Source organism: Mycobacterium sp. NGS15, assembly GCF_059813245.1.
This window is the reverse complement of the sequence record NZ_JCALEF010000005.1, coordinates 47,170-61,593: the sequence shown is the minus strand read 5'-3', so window position 1 is coordinate 61,593 and position 14,424 is coordinate 47,170. Positions and strand designations below refer to the sequence as shown.

Here is a 14,424-nt window from a genome sequence, read left to right as displayed (position 1 = left end):
CTATTTGATACGTGAGCGAGAAGCACTACGACATTGCGGTAGTCGGCGGAGGCCCGGCCGGGTCATCCGCGGCCTGGCAGGCCGCCCGCACGGGCGCCAGCGTGGTTCTCGTCGACAAGGCCGAGTTCCCACGGGATAAGCCATGCGGTGACGGGCTGACCGCCCGCGCGGTGAGTTACCTGCAGAAGATGGGTCTGGCCCATGAGGTCGCCCAGTTCCACCGCGTCGATGGTGTGCGCGTCGATAGCGGCAGCGTCTGGGAGCTCACCTTCCCCCAGCGTCCCGGCATGCCCGATCACGGGCATGTGGTGCGCCGGCCCGAGCTGGACACCCTGCTGCTCAAGCACGCTGAGTCCGCGGGCGCCGAGGTGCGCCAGTCCACCGAGGCGGTGGGCCCGATCGGCGATGGCAACGTGGTCAGGGGTATCGAGGTCAAGACCGCCAACGGATCCCGCGAGACCATCTCGGCCGACGCCGTGATCGTGGCCGACGGCGCCTACTCCCCCATCAAGCGCGCGATGAACCTCGACTCGGAGGTCAAGGGCTACACCGCGATCGCGATCCGCGCCGAGATGGAAGCCAACCGCGAAGACTCCAACATGCTCGACATCGACCTGCGGTTGCACCACAAGAATGACGCGCTGATCGGTTACGGCTGGGTTTTCCCGCTCGGCGCCGCGCGGATCAATATCGGCATCGGGTACGTCAACAGCTACAAGAAGTGGCAGGACGTCAACGCCGCCCAGGTGCTGGATACCTACATGAAGAAGCTGCCCCGGGAGTGGGAGCTGCCCGATCTGGCCGAGCTGCGCAAGAACAAGGGCGTGCGTGCCTGGCGCCTGCCGATGGGATTCACCACGTGGCCGCCATGGCGCCCGGGTGTGCTGTTCGCCGGTGACGCGCTGGGCGCGGGTAAGCCCGTCAGTGGCGCCGGCATCTCCAAGGCGCTCGAATCAGGTTTGGCGGCGGGCGAATGCGCGGTGGCGGCGCTACAGAACGCCGGACCGCAAGACTTCACGAACTACGAGCAGCGGATGAACGATGCCTGGGGCCGGGAGTACCGGCGCGGCCGCATCATGCACCGAGCGTTGGGCAATCCCTGGCTGTGCGACAAGGGCATCAAGCTGATGGACAACTCGATGTTCCGCGACAACCTGCTCAAGGTCTTGTACAAGCGGGCCCAGGGCCCCGGCCACAAGCACTGATTCGCCGTGTGGTCAATCCGGCGGCGCGAGATGGTGCTCGCCACCGGACTCTCATGTGCCGCAGGGTTTCTTGACGCGATCGGGTTCGTACACCTAGGCGGGTACTTCCTCTCATTCATGAGCGGTAACACGACGAGGATGGCCGCCTCGACGGCCACCGAACAATGGGAATCCGCCTACAAGGCGGCCGGCCTGATCGCCATGTTCTTCATCGGCGTGATGATCGGTGCCGTCGCGTCACGTGTCAGCGGCGAACACGAGCGGGTCGCCGTGCTGACGGTCGCCTCGACAACCGTGGCCGTGGCGTCCATCACCCAGGAACTGGGCGCGGGCGTGGCTGCGCTGCTGGTCACGGCGCAGGCCATGGGTGCGATGAACTCGGTCTTCCAGCGTTCCGGCGAGGTCCAGGTGGGCCTCACCTATATCACCGGCACCGTCGTGAAAGCCGGACAGCGGCTCGTCGATGCGTTCTTCGGCGGGCCCCGCTGGGTGTGGCTGCGCTACATCACGCTGTGGGCGGGTCTGACCGTCGGCGCCGTGTTGGGTGCCGCGACGTACCACCGCATCGGACTCGATGCCCTGTGGGTCGGGTTCGCACTCCTGCTCATCGCCACGGTCTCCACGTGGCTGGTACGCCGATCAGGCCCCGCGCCGCCGATATTAGATCCGGATTAGACCCAGCACCTGCTCGACACGGGCGGCATCTCCATCGATCGTCAAGCGTGACAATGGAACCCGGTGCCACAGCGCAAGCAGCAGATCAGACGTGGATGCGGTGATCGTGGCGTCCGGCACGGCGTCTTCGTCCACGATGCCGATGGCATCGGCGTCCACACGCAGCAGCCAGGAGTCACCGGCATCGCTGGCTGCCAGGAGGATTCGCGCTCCGCGAAGACCTTCCGGGGTACCGCCCTCGCGCCCGATACGCCGGGGCGTGAAGAGTTCCGACCACTCCCCGATGCCGTCGGCCGCCAGGGCTGCGTCGATGGGTTCGGCATCCCATCCGCGGTAGGCGTGCTCAATGTCCCATCGGTGTACCGCCACCTCGTTGGCCTGCCTGCGATACCAGAACCGCACCGGCCGTTCACCGAACGGCGACTTCGTCGGTGCATCAAGGTCTTTCGACGTCAATGCGGTAACGAGATTGTCCGCGCGATCGGCGTACCAATCGATGACGGCTTCCCCCGCCGGGGCGTCCGGGTCGACATCTGTGTACGGAATCTTTTGACCGATAACGACTCCCACTGCCCAGCGGTGCACTCCGCCGAGATGGGCAACGACATCGCGCGCTGTCCAACCAGGGCAGGACAGCGCCGCCCGGTCCAGATACTCGGGCGGGGTCGCGGCGACCGCGGCCATCCCTTTACGCAGTGCTTCCAGCCATTCGTCGGGGCTCACGCGCCCATTAGATCACTGACCAGTCTGAATCTCACGACGGTTTTGGGCCGCAAAACGTCGTGAGATTCAGACTCGAGGGACGACAGTGCGTCAGCGTCGACCGCGATCGGCCCGTCCCGGCTTGCTGGCACGCTTGCCCGCCGCGGCGCGCGCGGCCTGCTTCGCAAGAGTCTTCTCCCGTGCGGTGCGCTTCTGCGCGGGAGGATCCTGCCCCCGCGACGACCCGGGTTTGCGGCCCCGCACAATGCCGATGAACTCCTCGACCAGTTCCGGCTGCGGCCCTTCCGGAAAAGCGAGCGCCACCGGGCAGGCGGGCGCGTCGGTGATCGGCCGGTACGTGAGGTCCTTGCGGTGATACAGCCGCGCCAGTGACTGCGGAACGATAAGCGCGCCGATTCCTGCGGCAACGAGTTCTATCGCATCCTCGGTGGTTTCGGGCCGGTGATCGACCGGGTTACCGGGAGCACCCGCCCAAGCGAGGACGTCATCGAGTGGGAGCAGCATCGGCTCACCGTCGAGGTCTGCGGCGGTTATCGCATCGAAGGCGCTGAGAACGTGATCGGTCGGCGCCACGACCACCGCCACCTCCTCGTAGAGCGGAATGACGGCCAGCCCCGCCGTGTCAGCCGGCGGCCGGAGCAACGCCACATCGACGGTCCCATCCCGCACCGCGGCGGGCGCATCGGCTACGGTGACAGCGCGCAACTGCAGCGGGACCTCGGGGTGACGCTGCGCCCAGGTCCGAGCCCACTTCGCGGGTGTCCCGCCGGGGACGTACCCGAGGGTGAGGGAGCGCGGGGTCACCGCCTCAGGCTACCGATAGGCTGCACCCATGAGCAGGCCGAACGCGCAGTCCATGAAACCCGCTACCGCGGCGAAGAAGCTGGACGTGTACCTGCAAGCGACACCCGCAGAGTTCCAGGAGAACCCGATCACGCGTGCCGAGCTCGCGGCCCTGCAGGCGGACCCACCGCAGTGGCTCAAGGACCTCCGCAAGAATGGACCGCACCCAAAAAACCTTGTGGCAGCCAAGCTAGGGGTCTCGATCTCCGGTCTCTCCCGCGGCGGCGTCGAGGGTGCGCTCACCACCGAGCAGATCAATCAGCTGCTCGAGGAGAAGCCAGAGTGGCTGGTTGCGGAACGCGAGAGCTATCAGAACGTGCTGCGTGAAGAGCGACGCCTGAAGGCGCAGCATGCGGAGAAGGCTCGCTAGAACCTCGAGAACTGAGCCCACACGCAGTACCGCAGCGCGGCCCGCTACTGGTTCAGCGCCAATTGCGCGATGACTGGGCCTGTTGGCGTGGTCGAACCTCGGCCGTTCTCGACAGTGAATGCCAGTGCGGTGGAGTCGTTGAGGCGAGGTATGACTGCCGTAGTCGAGGGTGAGACTGCCTGGGCATCCATCGTTCCCGCGGACTGCGGCCCGCGGTCGCCGATCAGCCACATTTGGTACACGGTGCCGGGTTGTGGTGGTGCGACATTGTTCATCACCAACACTGCGGTGTTCTTCTGCCGCGAGTAGACGACGGTAGCGGTACCACCGGTGGGAATGGCGCCAGTGACGGTCCGCACGTCGGTTGCGGTGAAGACTTGCTGCGCACTCGGAGGCGGAGGTCGCAGGATGATGCCGATTCCGGCGGCGGCCAGCCCGATAGCGGTGGCGGCCGCAACCGCCACCAAGGGCGCCCGCCAGCGGTTGATATCTGTTGTTCTGGAAACTCTTTCGGCGTCCCGGGCCACTATCTTGAGTAGTCGTGGGCGAAGCCGGGCCGGGGGTTCGACCGCGGTGCTTGCCGCCAAGGCCGCCATGGTTTCCCGTGTGGCACGCACCTCCTCGGTAAAGGAGAGCGTTTGTTCGGTCGCGCCGGCCGACAGCCAGTGGTCGATCTGATCTCGTTCATCATCGGGCAACGCGTGCAATGCGTAGGGCGCGGCGGCGGTGATGAGATCGTTGGGTTCAGTCATGGTGTCCCCAGGCATCGGCGCAGCGCCTTGATTGCGTCACGCATCCGAGATTTGATGGTTGCCAGATTCGCGGCAAGCCGTTGCGACACTTGGTTATACGTCAAACCGTCGTAGTAGGCCAGATGCAGGCATTGGCGTTGGGTGTCCGTGAGCGTTTCGAGGCATACGGTGACTTGCCGCTGTTCTTCGTTACGGATCACCGATTCGGTGACCTCGTCGACAGCTCGCTCGATCGTGGCGGCGCCATAGCGTGACTCGCGGTCGGCCGCAGATTGCTCTGAGCGCACGCGGTCGATGGCCCGACGATGAGCCAAGGTCATGATCCAGGCTAGGGGGGATCCCGCGGTGGGGTCATAGCTTTGGGCCGAACGCCAGATCTGCAGGTAGATTTCTTGCGTTGTCTCCTCGCTGTAGCCGGGGTCGCGTAATACACGCAACACCAGACCGTAGACGCGTGCGCGTGTGTGATCGTAGAGAGCGGCAAACGCCGCGGTATCGCGGTCGGCGACACGGCGCAAAAGGACATCCAGGTCGCCGGTCACGCCCGTGAGCCTAAACGCATCGCGGAGAATGTTCATGATGATCCGCGTTTCGGGCGACGCGGCACGAAAAACGACACCCGCCGTTGGTAGTCAGTGAATCCTGGCCGTCCGGCCATCACCTTCTCGGTGCGGCGACCACCGGTCGCGTGTACCAGGAAGTAGGTCATCAACACCGGGTACGGCACTGTTGCCAACGATTGCCAACCGGTGATGGTGACCAACCACAGCCCCCACCACACGCACGCATCGCCGAAATAGTTCGGGTGCCGAGTCCACGCCCACAGGCCCTGGTCCATGATCTTGCCCTTGTTGGCTGGGTCCTGCTTGAAACGGCGCAGCTGGTAATCCCCCACTGCTTCGAAAAGCATTCCGAGCAGCCATAACCCGATGCCGACAGCCACGACCGGGCGTAGCGAGTCAGGGGTAGGCCCTTCGACTGCCGAGCGTTGAATGGGGAGGGATACCAGCCACGTGGCGGCGGCCTGAATCACGAAGATCTTGCGTAGCACGTGCGGCACCGAGAAGTCGCCGCCGAGCAGGTCGCGATACCGTGGGTCTTCGCCTTTCCCAGCCGATTTCACCAGCATGTGCCAGGACAGCCGGGCTCCCCACACTCCGATCAGCACCAGCAGCAGAACCCTCCGCTGCAAGTCACCGCCGCCGAGTACGGTGCCGACTGCGGCAACGGCGATGAAACCGATACCCCATGCGACGTCGACCACGTTGTAGCGCCCGATGCGGTAGCCGATAACGAAAGTCACACCGTGCACAACGACCACGGCACCCAGCGAGCACGCCATCACGACCAGAAAGTTCATTGTTGGCCCCGCTGGAAAATCCATTGGTGGACATCGAGATACCCGGAGCGGAACCCGGCTTCCGAGTAGGCCAGGTACAGCTGCCACATGCGGTAGAACGCATCGTCGAAGCTCAACGCCGACACGGCCTCACGCCGAGCCGCGAACTGTTGACTCCATAACCGCAGTGTTTCGGCATAGTGGAGTCGCAGAGACATCGTCTCCACGGTCCGCAGATCCGTGGTACCAGTGGTCGTTTCGGCGATCGCCCGCACCGAGGGAAGTAGGCCGCCCGGGAAAATGTACTTCTGCATCCAGGTATGGGTGTTACGACTGGCCAGCATTCGCTCATGGGGCATGGTGATGGCTTGAAGGGCCAATCGGCCGCCCGGTTTAAGCAATCGTTCGATGGTTTGGAAATACGTTGTCCAGAAATCGAATCCAACCGCTTCGATCATCTCCACCGACACAATAGCGTCGTATTGTCCCTGCACGTCTCGATAGTCACGCAGCTCTATCTGCACACGATCGGACAGTCCGGCGGCTTGTACCCGCTGCTGGGCCAGTTTCTGCTGCTCACTCGACAAAGTGACCGACCGTACATGCGCTCCGCGAGCCGCTGCCGACAAGCACAGTTGCCCCCACCCCGTACCGATCTCGAGAACCCGGGTGCCGGGCCCCACCTCTGCGTGGTCCAGTAGGCGGTCGATCTTGTGACGCTGGGCATCCGCGAGTATCTCCGCTGAAGCTGGCATGTGGCGGAACAGGGCGCACGAGTAAGTCATCGTCTCGTCCAGGAACAGGGCGAAGAAGTCATTCGACAGGTCGTAGTGATGCGCAACATTGCGCTGGGCCTGCGGGCGCTCGTTACGCTGCGTCCGAGGGGCACGTGGTACTGCGATACGTCGGAAGCGCTGCAGCACAGGATGAACCAGCTCGTCCATCGATGCGGCCCACTGGGTGAGAAGGCCTGCCAGCTCGTCGCAATCCCAGTCTCCGGCCATGTATGCCTCGCCGAATCCGATCAAGCCGGAACGGCCCAGGCGTCGTGCCAGCGCCGCCGGCCGCCGAACCCTCAGAGTGGGCAGGGATGCATCTGCCGCGCCCACGACGGACCCATCGGGATACACCAACCGCACCGGGAGCCGCGCGGCCGCACGACGCAGCATCTTGTCGGCTACCACTGCTCGTGCCGCCGTCAGCGGTCCGGAAGGGACCGGCGCGATCTCCGGACCGCGGGGCGATTCGATATCGCGCACATCGGTTGTCGCGCCATCGAGATGCCCGTTCACGCTGCCCTCTCCCTCTCGCATGTAGATGTGCGCTCCACCACCGGCAGCCCTTTCAGCCACAACCTGATCCCTTCGATACGGATGGCCAGCGCACCCATCAGCGGCGCCACGGGCGCAATGGCCTGCAACCACAACAGTTCACCCACCCGGGCCCTGCGCCGGGTGCCGCGGACCGCGGCGAAGAACGGCCGCTGCCCGCTGCGCTGTAGCGAGATACTGATGTTCAACGTATTGCCGGGACGGGCAGCACTTACCCGGTATCGCCCGTCAACGCCGTTGAAGGGCGACACGTAAAGCTCCTTGGCCACTTCAGAATTAGCAGTCGGAGGCAGAAGGTATGCGTGTCGCCCGCCGTAGGTGTTGTGGACCTCGGCGATGATGTGTGCGAGATTGCCCTGGCGATCGTGGCACCAGTACAGACTCAGCGGGTTGAAGACATGTCCCAACACCCGTGCCTGCAACAGGGCGGTGACCGTACCGCCGCCCAGGTCTACCCCGTGCGAGGCCAAGAATCCGTCCACACGTTGACGCAGCGTGTCGTCGTCATCGCCCCGGAAATGGTCCCGTGCTTGGAAACTGGCGAAGGTGCTCAGGCCGAGGGGCAGGCGCGGCGGCCTGTCGATATCGATGTACCAGCAGTAGCCGCGATAGGTGAACCGGTGCGTCACCGGCGAACGCCGCACATGGATGATCCGGGTGCGGTATAAGCAAGGAACCATGGGTACCGAATTCATCGTGCGCCCACCCGATGCTCGCGCTTACCGGCCAGCCATTCCCGGCCCAACGCCTGTGCTGCGCGTAGGCCCGAGGCGGCGCCGTCCTCATGGAACCCCCAGCCGTGGTACGCACCGGCGAAAGCGATGCGACCGTCGTTCAGACTCGGCAATCTGCGTTGGGCGGCAACAGATTGCGACGTGTAGACCGGGTGCCGGTAGGTCATTTCGGCAAGCACCGACCGGGGGTCCACTAGGTGCTCCCCGCCCAGGGTTACCAGAAACCTGCGCGTGCCAGGCAATCTCATCAACCGGGTGATGTCGTACGTCACCACAACGTCCTGGGCACCGCCCCTGCTCAAGTAGTTCCACGACGCGCGGGCATGCGGGTGACGCGGCAATAAGGACCCATCGGTGTGTAGTTGTGCGGAATTACTCACGTAACCCATGGCTCCCAGCACCGCACGCTCGGCAGCGGTCGGCTGTGCCAGCACGCCCAGCGCCTGATCGGGATGCGTTGCGATCACAGCGGCTTCGAACACCCTCGGCGCGTGTCCCGCGGCCGATACCACAACACCCTCTGGGATGCGCTCGATCCGGATGACCGGGGCGCCGGTGAACGCCTCGTGTACACCGCGCACCACAGCCCCGACATACGTGCGTGAGCCCCCTGTGACTGTTTTCCACTGCGGCGACCCGAACACCGACAGCATGCCGTGATGGTCCAGGAACCTGAACAAGTACTGCGCCGGGTACGCCATGGCCTGTCCGGGCGGGCACGACCACACTGCGGCCACCAGTGGTGTCAGGAAGCGGCCAAGGAAGAACTGTGAAAAGCCGAACTGCTGAACAAAATCCCCGAGACTCAGGGCTTGGTCGTCTGCGTCGGGGTCAGCGAGCAATCGGCGCGCATGGTGGTGAAACCGCTTGATCTCGGCCAACATCCACAGATAGCGGGGACGTGCGGTGGCGGGCGAAGCAAACAGACCACGTGCACCCCGCGCACCGGCGTATTCCAGGCCAATGCTGTCGTCACGCACCGACATCGACATATCTGTCGCCGCCGTATCGATACCAAGTTCCTCGAATAATCGGCACAGGGTCGGGTAGGTCCGGTCGTTGTGCACCAAGAACGCGGTGTCGACCGCGATCGGCACGCCGTGGCCGGTATCGACGACCTGCGTATGGGCATGGCCGCCGAAACGCTCGTCGGCCTCGTACACCGTGACCCGGTCGTAGGCAGAGAGCACGTGGGCTGCGGTCAACCCGGCCACGCCACTGCCGATGACGGCGATGGACCTCGCATCACTCGGGCCGGACACCGCATTCATACCCACTATTCGGAGTAAACCGCCCCATGGATGGGTATGCCCGCTGTGAGCAGCGTCTCGGCGCCGGCTCAACCTTTTGCGCAACCGACCCATCCGGAAGGCATTCGGTACCGAATGACAACTGAGCTCTGCACACATGCCCCGGAGCGCGGCTATTCCTGAACGTTCGCACCCCCTATGAGAGGTCCCGCCCAAATGTCAGAATCACCGCGCCTGCGCCCACATTTCGCCGATGTTCAGGCGCATTACGACCTGTCGGACGACTTCTTCCGACTCTTTCTCGACCCGACCCAGACATATAGCTGCGCCTACTTCGAGCGCGACGATATGAGCCTCGAGGAGGCGCAGATAGCGAAGATCGACTTGGCGCTGGGCAAGCTCCAGCTGGAGCCCGGGATGACGCTGCTGGATGTGGGATGCGGTTGGGGCGCCACCATCAACCGTGCTTTGGAGAAGTATGACGTCAACGTCATCGGGTTGACGCTGAGTAGGAACCAGAAGGCGCACGTCGAGAAGCTTTTGGCGGCATCTTCGAGCACCCGGTCAAAGACCGTCCAGCTGCACGGCTGGGAAGAGTTCGACGGCACCGTCGACCGGATCGTGTCGATCGGGGCGTTCGAGCATTTCGGCTTCGACCGCTATGACGACTTCTTCAGGTTCGCCTTCGACGCGCTGCCCGATGACGGCATGATGCTGCTGCACACCATCACCGGACTGCACCCGAAGGAGATCGTGGCCAAGGGCCTGCCGCTGAGCTTCGAGCTGGCGCGCTTCATCAAATTCATGGTCACCGAGATCTTCCCCGGCGGGCGAGTGCCCTCCATCGACATGGTGCGCGAGCATGCCGAGCGGGCGGGCTTCAGCTGCACGCGTATACACCAACTGCAGCCGCACTATGCCAAGACCCTGGACCTGTGGGCGGCGGCACTCGAAGACCACAAGGATCAGGCCATCGCCATCCAGGACGAGGTTGTGTATGAGCGGTACATGAAGTACCTCACCGGATGTGCGAAGTATTTCCGCATCGGCTACATCGACGTCGCACAGTTCACCCTCCCCAAACTGCACCTCCCATATCTCGAGAAGTAGCGACAGTCGAAAGGAGCAACAAATGAGCGCCATCGTGACGCTCCAAACCTTGGGCGTCGAACTGCTCAAAGGGGCGGGCAATATCTTCGGGGTCCGGACGGGCACCGAAGAACCGGAATACTCGTCACGGCCACTGACGGCTTCGGTGCAGATCAGGCAGTACAGCGGCCGAGTCGCGGCCGAAACGACCGTCGTGGCGGATGATGACCGGGCACGCAGCGAAGGCTTTCGCCGCCTTGCGGGTTACATTTTCGGCAAGAACCACCGGCAGGCCAAGATCGCCATGACCGCACCGGTGGCGCAACAGAACGACACCATCGCCATGACAGCCCCTGTCGGCCAATTAGCAAGCGCTACTGGCGGTTCAATAATCCGGTTTTACATGCCGGCGAAATGGACACTGTCGAGCCTGCCCACTCCCGGCGATGACAGCATTCGGCTCACTGAAGTGCCCGCCGAAACGCTCGCCGTGCTGCGCTTCAGCGGTGACCGATCGGCGGCCACCGTCGCCACCCGCACCGATGAGTTGCTCGATACCCTGCGCAACAAGGGCATACAAACCTCAGGGGAACCGCAAGCCTGGTTTTACGATCCGCCGTGGACCCTTCCCTGCGCGCGACGCAACGAGGTCGCAGTTCCCGTCCACGTACGGCGTGAGGACGTGCCTCCCCGAAGGCCCACATAGAGGACAGTGAAACCAGCCTTCCCCACGATTGGAGACTTATGGGCATCAGTGGTTCGGTCACTATCGACGCGCCTGTCGAGGACGTATTCGCCTGGCACTCCAGGCCTGGCGCGTTCAGTCGCTTGGCAGCACCCTGGGCACCGGTGGAACTTCGCACCGAAGCGGCCTCGCTGTGCGACGGGACTGCCGTCCTGGACTTGCCGGTCGGCTTGCGCTGGGTCGCCCGGCACGATCAAGAAGCTTTTCTGCCCGGCCGGCGATTCGTCGACGAAGCTGTGGCGACGGGGCCGCGGTCGGGGGTAAGCGGTTTGTTGCCCTGGCGGCATATCCACGAGTTCGAGCCACTGGGTGAACGCAGCACACGGGTGCACGACACGATCGAAACCCCCATTCCCGGAAGGTTTCTCGCTGAACTCATCGCATACCGCCATCGGCAGCTCACCGGGGATCTGGCCGCACACCGCAGAGCCGCCGACCATGGAATGAACGCCTCCACAGTGGCAATTACCGGGGCATCCGGCCTAGTAGGTACCGCGCTCGCCGCCTTCCTGAGCACGGGCGGGCACCGCGTGATCCGCCTGGTGCGCGGAGAGCCGATGCAGGGTACCGAGCGGAATTGGGAGCCGAATGATCCCGACCCCGCCACGCTGGAAGGCGTGGACGCCGTCATCCACCTGGCGGGTGCCACCATCGCCGGACGCTTCACTCAACGCCACAAAGAGCTCATCGCCTCAAGCCGAATCGAGCCCACTCGCCTACTTTCGCGGGCCGCGGCATCAGCGGGTGTCCGCACGTTCGTCAGCGCCTCAGCGGTGGGGTACTACGGCAAGAACCGAGGTGACGAAACGCTCACCGAGACAAGCTCACCACCGCCAGCCGCGGACTTCCTTTCCGACGTGGTCGCGCACTGGGAGCAGGCGGCCGCGGCGGGCGAGAGCGCCGGCACTCGGGTTGTCACTGTCCGCACCGGCATTGTTCAGTCACCACGCGGCGGAACTCTGAAGCTCCTGCTGCCGCTTTTCCGGGCGGGTCTGGGTGGGCGACTGGGCTCTGGCACCCAGTGGTTGCCCTGGATCGGCATAGACGATTTGGTGGACATCTATCACCGGTGCCTGTGGGACGCTTCCCTATCAGGCGCCGTTAACGCCGTGTCGCCCGGCGTGGTTCGCAACGCTGAATACACACGCGCGCTGGCTCAGGCAGTTCGCCGCCCCGCGGTGGTGCCAGTGCCTGCCTTCGGCCCCGCCCTGCTGCTCGGGCGTGAGGGGGCCGAAGGTCTCGCGATGGCAAGTCAGCGTGTTTCTCCCACAACGCTATTGGACCGTCAGCATGTGTTCCGAGCCTCCAATATCGGTCCTGCCTTGGGCCACCTCTTGGGAAGCCATATCCGCTCGTGACGGTCATCTGGTGGGCCCGCCGCGACTTGCGGTTGGCCGACAATCCCGCGCTCCTGGCCGCGGCCGCGAGCAGCGACGTGCTTGCCGTGTTCATCCTGGACCCGCAGTTGCTGAGCAGCGCACCACGCCCGCGGGATGCGTGGCTTGCTGCCAACGTTCTTGACCTTGACAACCAACTCGACGGGCGGCTCTGCCTCTGTTCCGGCGCGCCCGAACAGGTCCTTACAGAGCTCGCGGAACGTGTCGGCGCAACCGAGGTGCACGTAACCCGGGAGACGACCCCGTTCGGCAGGCGCCGGGATACGTCGGTATCGGCCGCGCTGGCCAAGATCGGCGTGGACTGGATCGAGACGGGCTCACCCTATGCAGTGACGCCGGGTCGGATCACCAAAGCCGACGGGTCTCCGTATCGGGTATTCACCGCGTTCGAACGCGGGTGGCGCGAGCACCGCTGGCCGCGCCCCGCCCGCCTGAAAACCACGCCTTCCTGGAACAAGTCTCCCGAGCCGGCCCAATCAGGACCCGTCAGGTCGCTACTTACCCAACTGATCCAAAGCTGCAGCACCCCAATGCTTCCCGCGGGTGAGGTGGCGGCCCGCGCGAGGTGGAAACACTTCCTCACACACGACCTCACCGGATATGCCGTGCACCGTGACCGCGCCGATCTGGATGCCACATCCAGGATCTCGCCCTATCTGAAAGTCGGGGCGATCCATCCCCGCACGCTGCTCGCCGACCTGGCAGCCATCCCAGGCCAAGACGGCGCCAAGTTCGTTTCGGAGCTGGCCTGGCGAGACTTCTACGCCGACGTGCTCTACCACCAACCACACTCCGCACGCGCCGACTTAACCGATGCCCTAGCGCATTTAACCTATACCGAACCCGGCGACGGCTTTACAGCCTGGCAACGCGGAGAAACCGGATACCCATTGGTTGACGCAGGTATGCGGCAACTACTCGCAGAAGGCTGGATGCATAACCGAGTACGGATGGTCACCGCGAGCTTCCTCACCAAGGACCTCCACGTCTGGTGGCCGCACGGGGCCAAGCACTTCATGAACCACCTCATCGACGCCGACAGTGCATCCAACACACACGGCTGGCAATGGGTCGCAGGAACGGGCACAGACGCCGCCCCGTACTTCCGGGTGTTTAACCCCACCGCTCAGGCACAAAAGTTCGACCCGAACGGCGATTACATCCGCAAATACATCCCCGAACTACGGCACCTGCCCGGCGCCTCAGCCCTCATGCCCTGGAAGCACTCCGACGGGCACAGTCGCGGATACCCGGCTACCATCCTCGATCACGCAGAGGAAAGAAACATCGCCCTGCACCGGTACCGGGCCAGGCAAGGCCACTAGCTATTCAGCTGCCACACCGAGAAATTGAGCACCGCCGCGAATGCCGTCCATGCCACGTAGGGAAGCAACAGGATTGCGGCCCAACGGCTTCTGTGCCAGAACAGCGCCACCGTTGCGGCAATGAACCCCCACAGCACGAGGATCTCGATGAATGCCGTGCCCCGCCAGCCAAGCCCGAAGAACAGCGGTGTCCAGGTCATGTTCAGGACGAGTTGCACGCCGTACACCGTCAGCGGTACACGGTTTTCCTGTGAGGGATGTGAACGCCATACCAGCCATGCCGATACCGCCATCAACGCGTACAGCACGGTCCACATGGGACCAAACAGTGAGGCCGGTGGAGCCCAACCGGGCTGTTGCAGACGCCCATAGCTTTCCGCGGCACTCGCCGCGGCCGCCCCGCCGATTCCCGCGGCGATGGTCACCGCAATGACAGACACGGCAAGCCCGGCCCATTCTCTGGGCCACCGGCGCGAAATCCCTTGAGTCATATCGCCATAGTAGTCAAAATCGCACGTCGATCGGTGGTCATGGCCAAATCGTGGCACCGAAGCCCGCTAGTTGGGCTCGCGCGTCCAGCCGGGTGGGCAGTACACAAGCCCCACCGCGGTCGAGAGGACCGCACACGTCGTCAGCGGGGGCTCGG

At 64.2% G+C, this 14,424-nt stretch carries 16 protein-coding genes; 7 read left to right on the top strand and 9 right to left on the bottom strand.

All coding sequences use genetic code 11. From position 1 onward, the window contains the following. The first annotated feature begins 11 nt into the window (after positions 1–11). Positions 12–1,205, top strand: coding sequence for a geranylgeranyl reductase family protein (locus tag AC5Y5C_RS14750; protein ID WP_499973408.1), 1,194 nt, complete (start codon positions 12–14; stop codon positions 1,203–1,205). A 30-nt stretch (positions 1,206–1,235) separates the two neighbouring features. Further along, positions 1,236–1,880: a YoaK family protein gene (locus AC5Y5C_RS14745; protein ID WP_499974543.1), complete on the top strand. Its 645-nt coding sequence runs from the start codon at positions 1,236–1,238 to the stop codon at positions 1,878–1,880. Here AC5Y5C_RS14745 and AC5Y5C_RS14740 read toward each other — a convergent pair. After that, positions 1,866–2,603 carry a maleylpyruvate isomerase family mycothiol-dependent enzyme gene (locus AC5Y5C_RS14740; RefSeq protein ID WP_499973407.1) on the bottom strand — a complete coding sequence of 246 codons (738 nt, stop codon included), beginning with the start codon at positions 2,601–2,603 and terminating at the stop codon, positions 1,866–1,868. The two genes, AC5Y5C_RS14745 and AC5Y5C_RS14740, sit on opposite strands and share 15 nt — an antisense overlap. A gap of 90 nt (positions 2,604–2,693) precedes the next feature. Further along, entirely contained in the window at positions 2,694–3,407 is a 714-nt protein-coding gene (locus AC5Y5C_RS14735; protein WP_499973405.1) for a LysR family transcriptional regulator substrate-binding protein, read from the bottom strand. Between the two features lie 28 nt (positions 3,408–3,435). Here AC5Y5C_RS14735 and AC5Y5C_RS14730 point away from each other — a divergent pair, with 28 nt between their 5' ends. Beyond that, positions 3,436–3,816 (top strand): DUF5997 family protein, encoded by a 381-nt coding sequence (locus tag AC5Y5C_RS14730; protein ID WP_078329654.1) that lies wholly within the window; start codon positions 3,436–3,438, stop codon positions 3,814–3,816. A 44-nt stretch (positions 3,817–3,860) separates the two neighbouring features. Here the strand turns inward: AC5Y5C_RS14730 and AC5Y5C_RS14725 are convergent, their stop codons facing one another. The 6 genes from AC5Y5C_RS14725 to AC5Y5C_RS14700 are packed head-to-tail and all read right to left on the bottom strand — an operon-like array spanning position 3,861 to position 9,243. Continuing rightward, positions 3,861–4,568 carry an anti-sigma factor gene (locus AC5Y5C_RS14725; RefSeq protein WP_499973402.1) on the bottom strand — a complete coding sequence of 236 codons (708 nt, stop codon included), beginning with the start codon at positions 4,566–4,568 and terminating at the stop codon, positions 3,861–3,863. Then, complete coding sequence (locus tag AC5Y5C_RS14720) at positions 4,565–5,146, bottom strand: sigma-70 family RNA polymerase sigma factor (protein ID WP_191988456.1); 582 nt, start codon at positions 5,144–5,146, stop codon at positions 4,565–4,567. Before AC5Y5C_RS14720 ends, AC5Y5C_RS14725 begins: the two co-directional genes overlap by 4 nt. Continuing rightward, the gene (locus AC5Y5C_RS14715) at positions 5,143–5,928 is read right to left on the bottom strand and encodes a DUF1295 domain-containing protein (protein ID WP_499973400.1); all 786 of its coding nucleotides are present in this window, start codon (positions 5,926–5,928) and stop codon (positions 5,143–5,145) included. The genes AC5Y5C_RS14720 and AC5Y5C_RS14715 overlap by 4 nt, the downstream gene beginning before the upstream one ends. Next, positions 5,925–7,199, bottom strand: a complete 1,275-nt coding sequence (locus AC5Y5C_RS14710) for a class I SAM-dependent methyltransferase (RefSeq protein WP_499974541.1) — start codon at positions 7,197–7,199, stop codon at positions 5,925–5,927. Before AC5Y5C_RS14710 ends, AC5Y5C_RS14715 begins: the two co-directional genes overlap by 4 nt. Next, positions 7,196–7,933: a DUF1365 domain-containing protein gene (locus tag AC5Y5C_RS14705; protein ID WP_499973399.1), complete on the bottom strand. Its 738-nt coding sequence runs from the start codon at positions 7,931–7,933 to the stop codon at positions 7,196–7,198. The genes AC5Y5C_RS14710 and AC5Y5C_RS14705 overlap by 4 nt, the downstream gene beginning before the upstream one ends. Continuing rightward, positions 7,930–9,243, bottom strand: a complete 1,314-nt coding sequence (locus AC5Y5C_RS14700; protein WP_499974538.1) for an NAD(P)/FAD-dependent oxidoreductase — start codon at positions 9,241–9,243, stop codon at positions 7,930–7,932. The genes AC5Y5C_RS14705 and AC5Y5C_RS14700 overlap by 4 nt, the downstream gene beginning before the upstream one ends. A gap of 195 nt (positions 9,244–9,438) precedes the next feature. Here AC5Y5C_RS14700 and AC5Y5C_RS14695 point away from each other — a divergent pair, with 195 nt between their 5' ends. The 4 genes from AC5Y5C_RS14695 to AC5Y5C_RS14680 are packed head-to-tail and all read left to right on the top strand — an operon-like array spanning position 9,439 to position 13,778. Next, positions 9,439–10,332, top strand: coding sequence for a cyclopropane mycolic acid synthase family methyltransferase (locus tag AC5Y5C_RS14695; RefSeq protein WP_499973397.1), 894 nt, complete (start codon positions 9,439–9,441; stop codon positions 10,330–10,332). 22 nt (positions 10,333–10,354) lie between these two features. Further along, on the top strand, positions 10,355–11,017 hold the full coding sequence (locus AC5Y5C_RS14690) for an SOUL family heme-binding protein (RefSeq protein ID WP_499973395.1): 663 nt from the start codon (positions 10,355–10,357) through the stop codon (positions 11,015–11,017). Positions 11,018–11,055: 38 nt separating this feature from the next. Next, complete coding sequence (locus AC5Y5C_RS14685) at positions 11,056–12,414, top strand: TIGR01777 family oxidoreductase (RefSeq protein WP_499973391.1); 1,359 nt, start codon at positions 11,056–11,058, stop codon at positions 12,412–12,414. Continuing rightward, positions 12,411–13,778 carry a cryptochrome/photolyase family protein gene (locus AC5Y5C_RS14680; protein WP_499973389.1) on the top strand — a complete coding sequence of 456 codons (1,368 nt, stop codon included), beginning with the start codon at positions 12,411–12,413 and terminating at the stop codon, positions 13,776–13,778. The genes AC5Y5C_RS14685 and AC5Y5C_RS14680 overlap by 4 nt, the downstream gene beginning before the upstream one ends. Here the strand turns inward: AC5Y5C_RS14680 and AC5Y5C_RS14675 are convergent. Then, on the bottom strand, positions 13,775–14,269 hold the full coding sequence (locus AC5Y5C_RS14675) for a TspO/MBR family protein (RefSeq protein WP_499973387.1): 495 nt from the start codon (positions 14,267–14,269) through the stop codon (positions 13,775–13,777). The two genes, AC5Y5C_RS14680 and AC5Y5C_RS14675, sit on opposite strands and share 4 nt — an antisense overlap. Positions 14,270–14,424 lie beyond the last annotated feature (155 nt).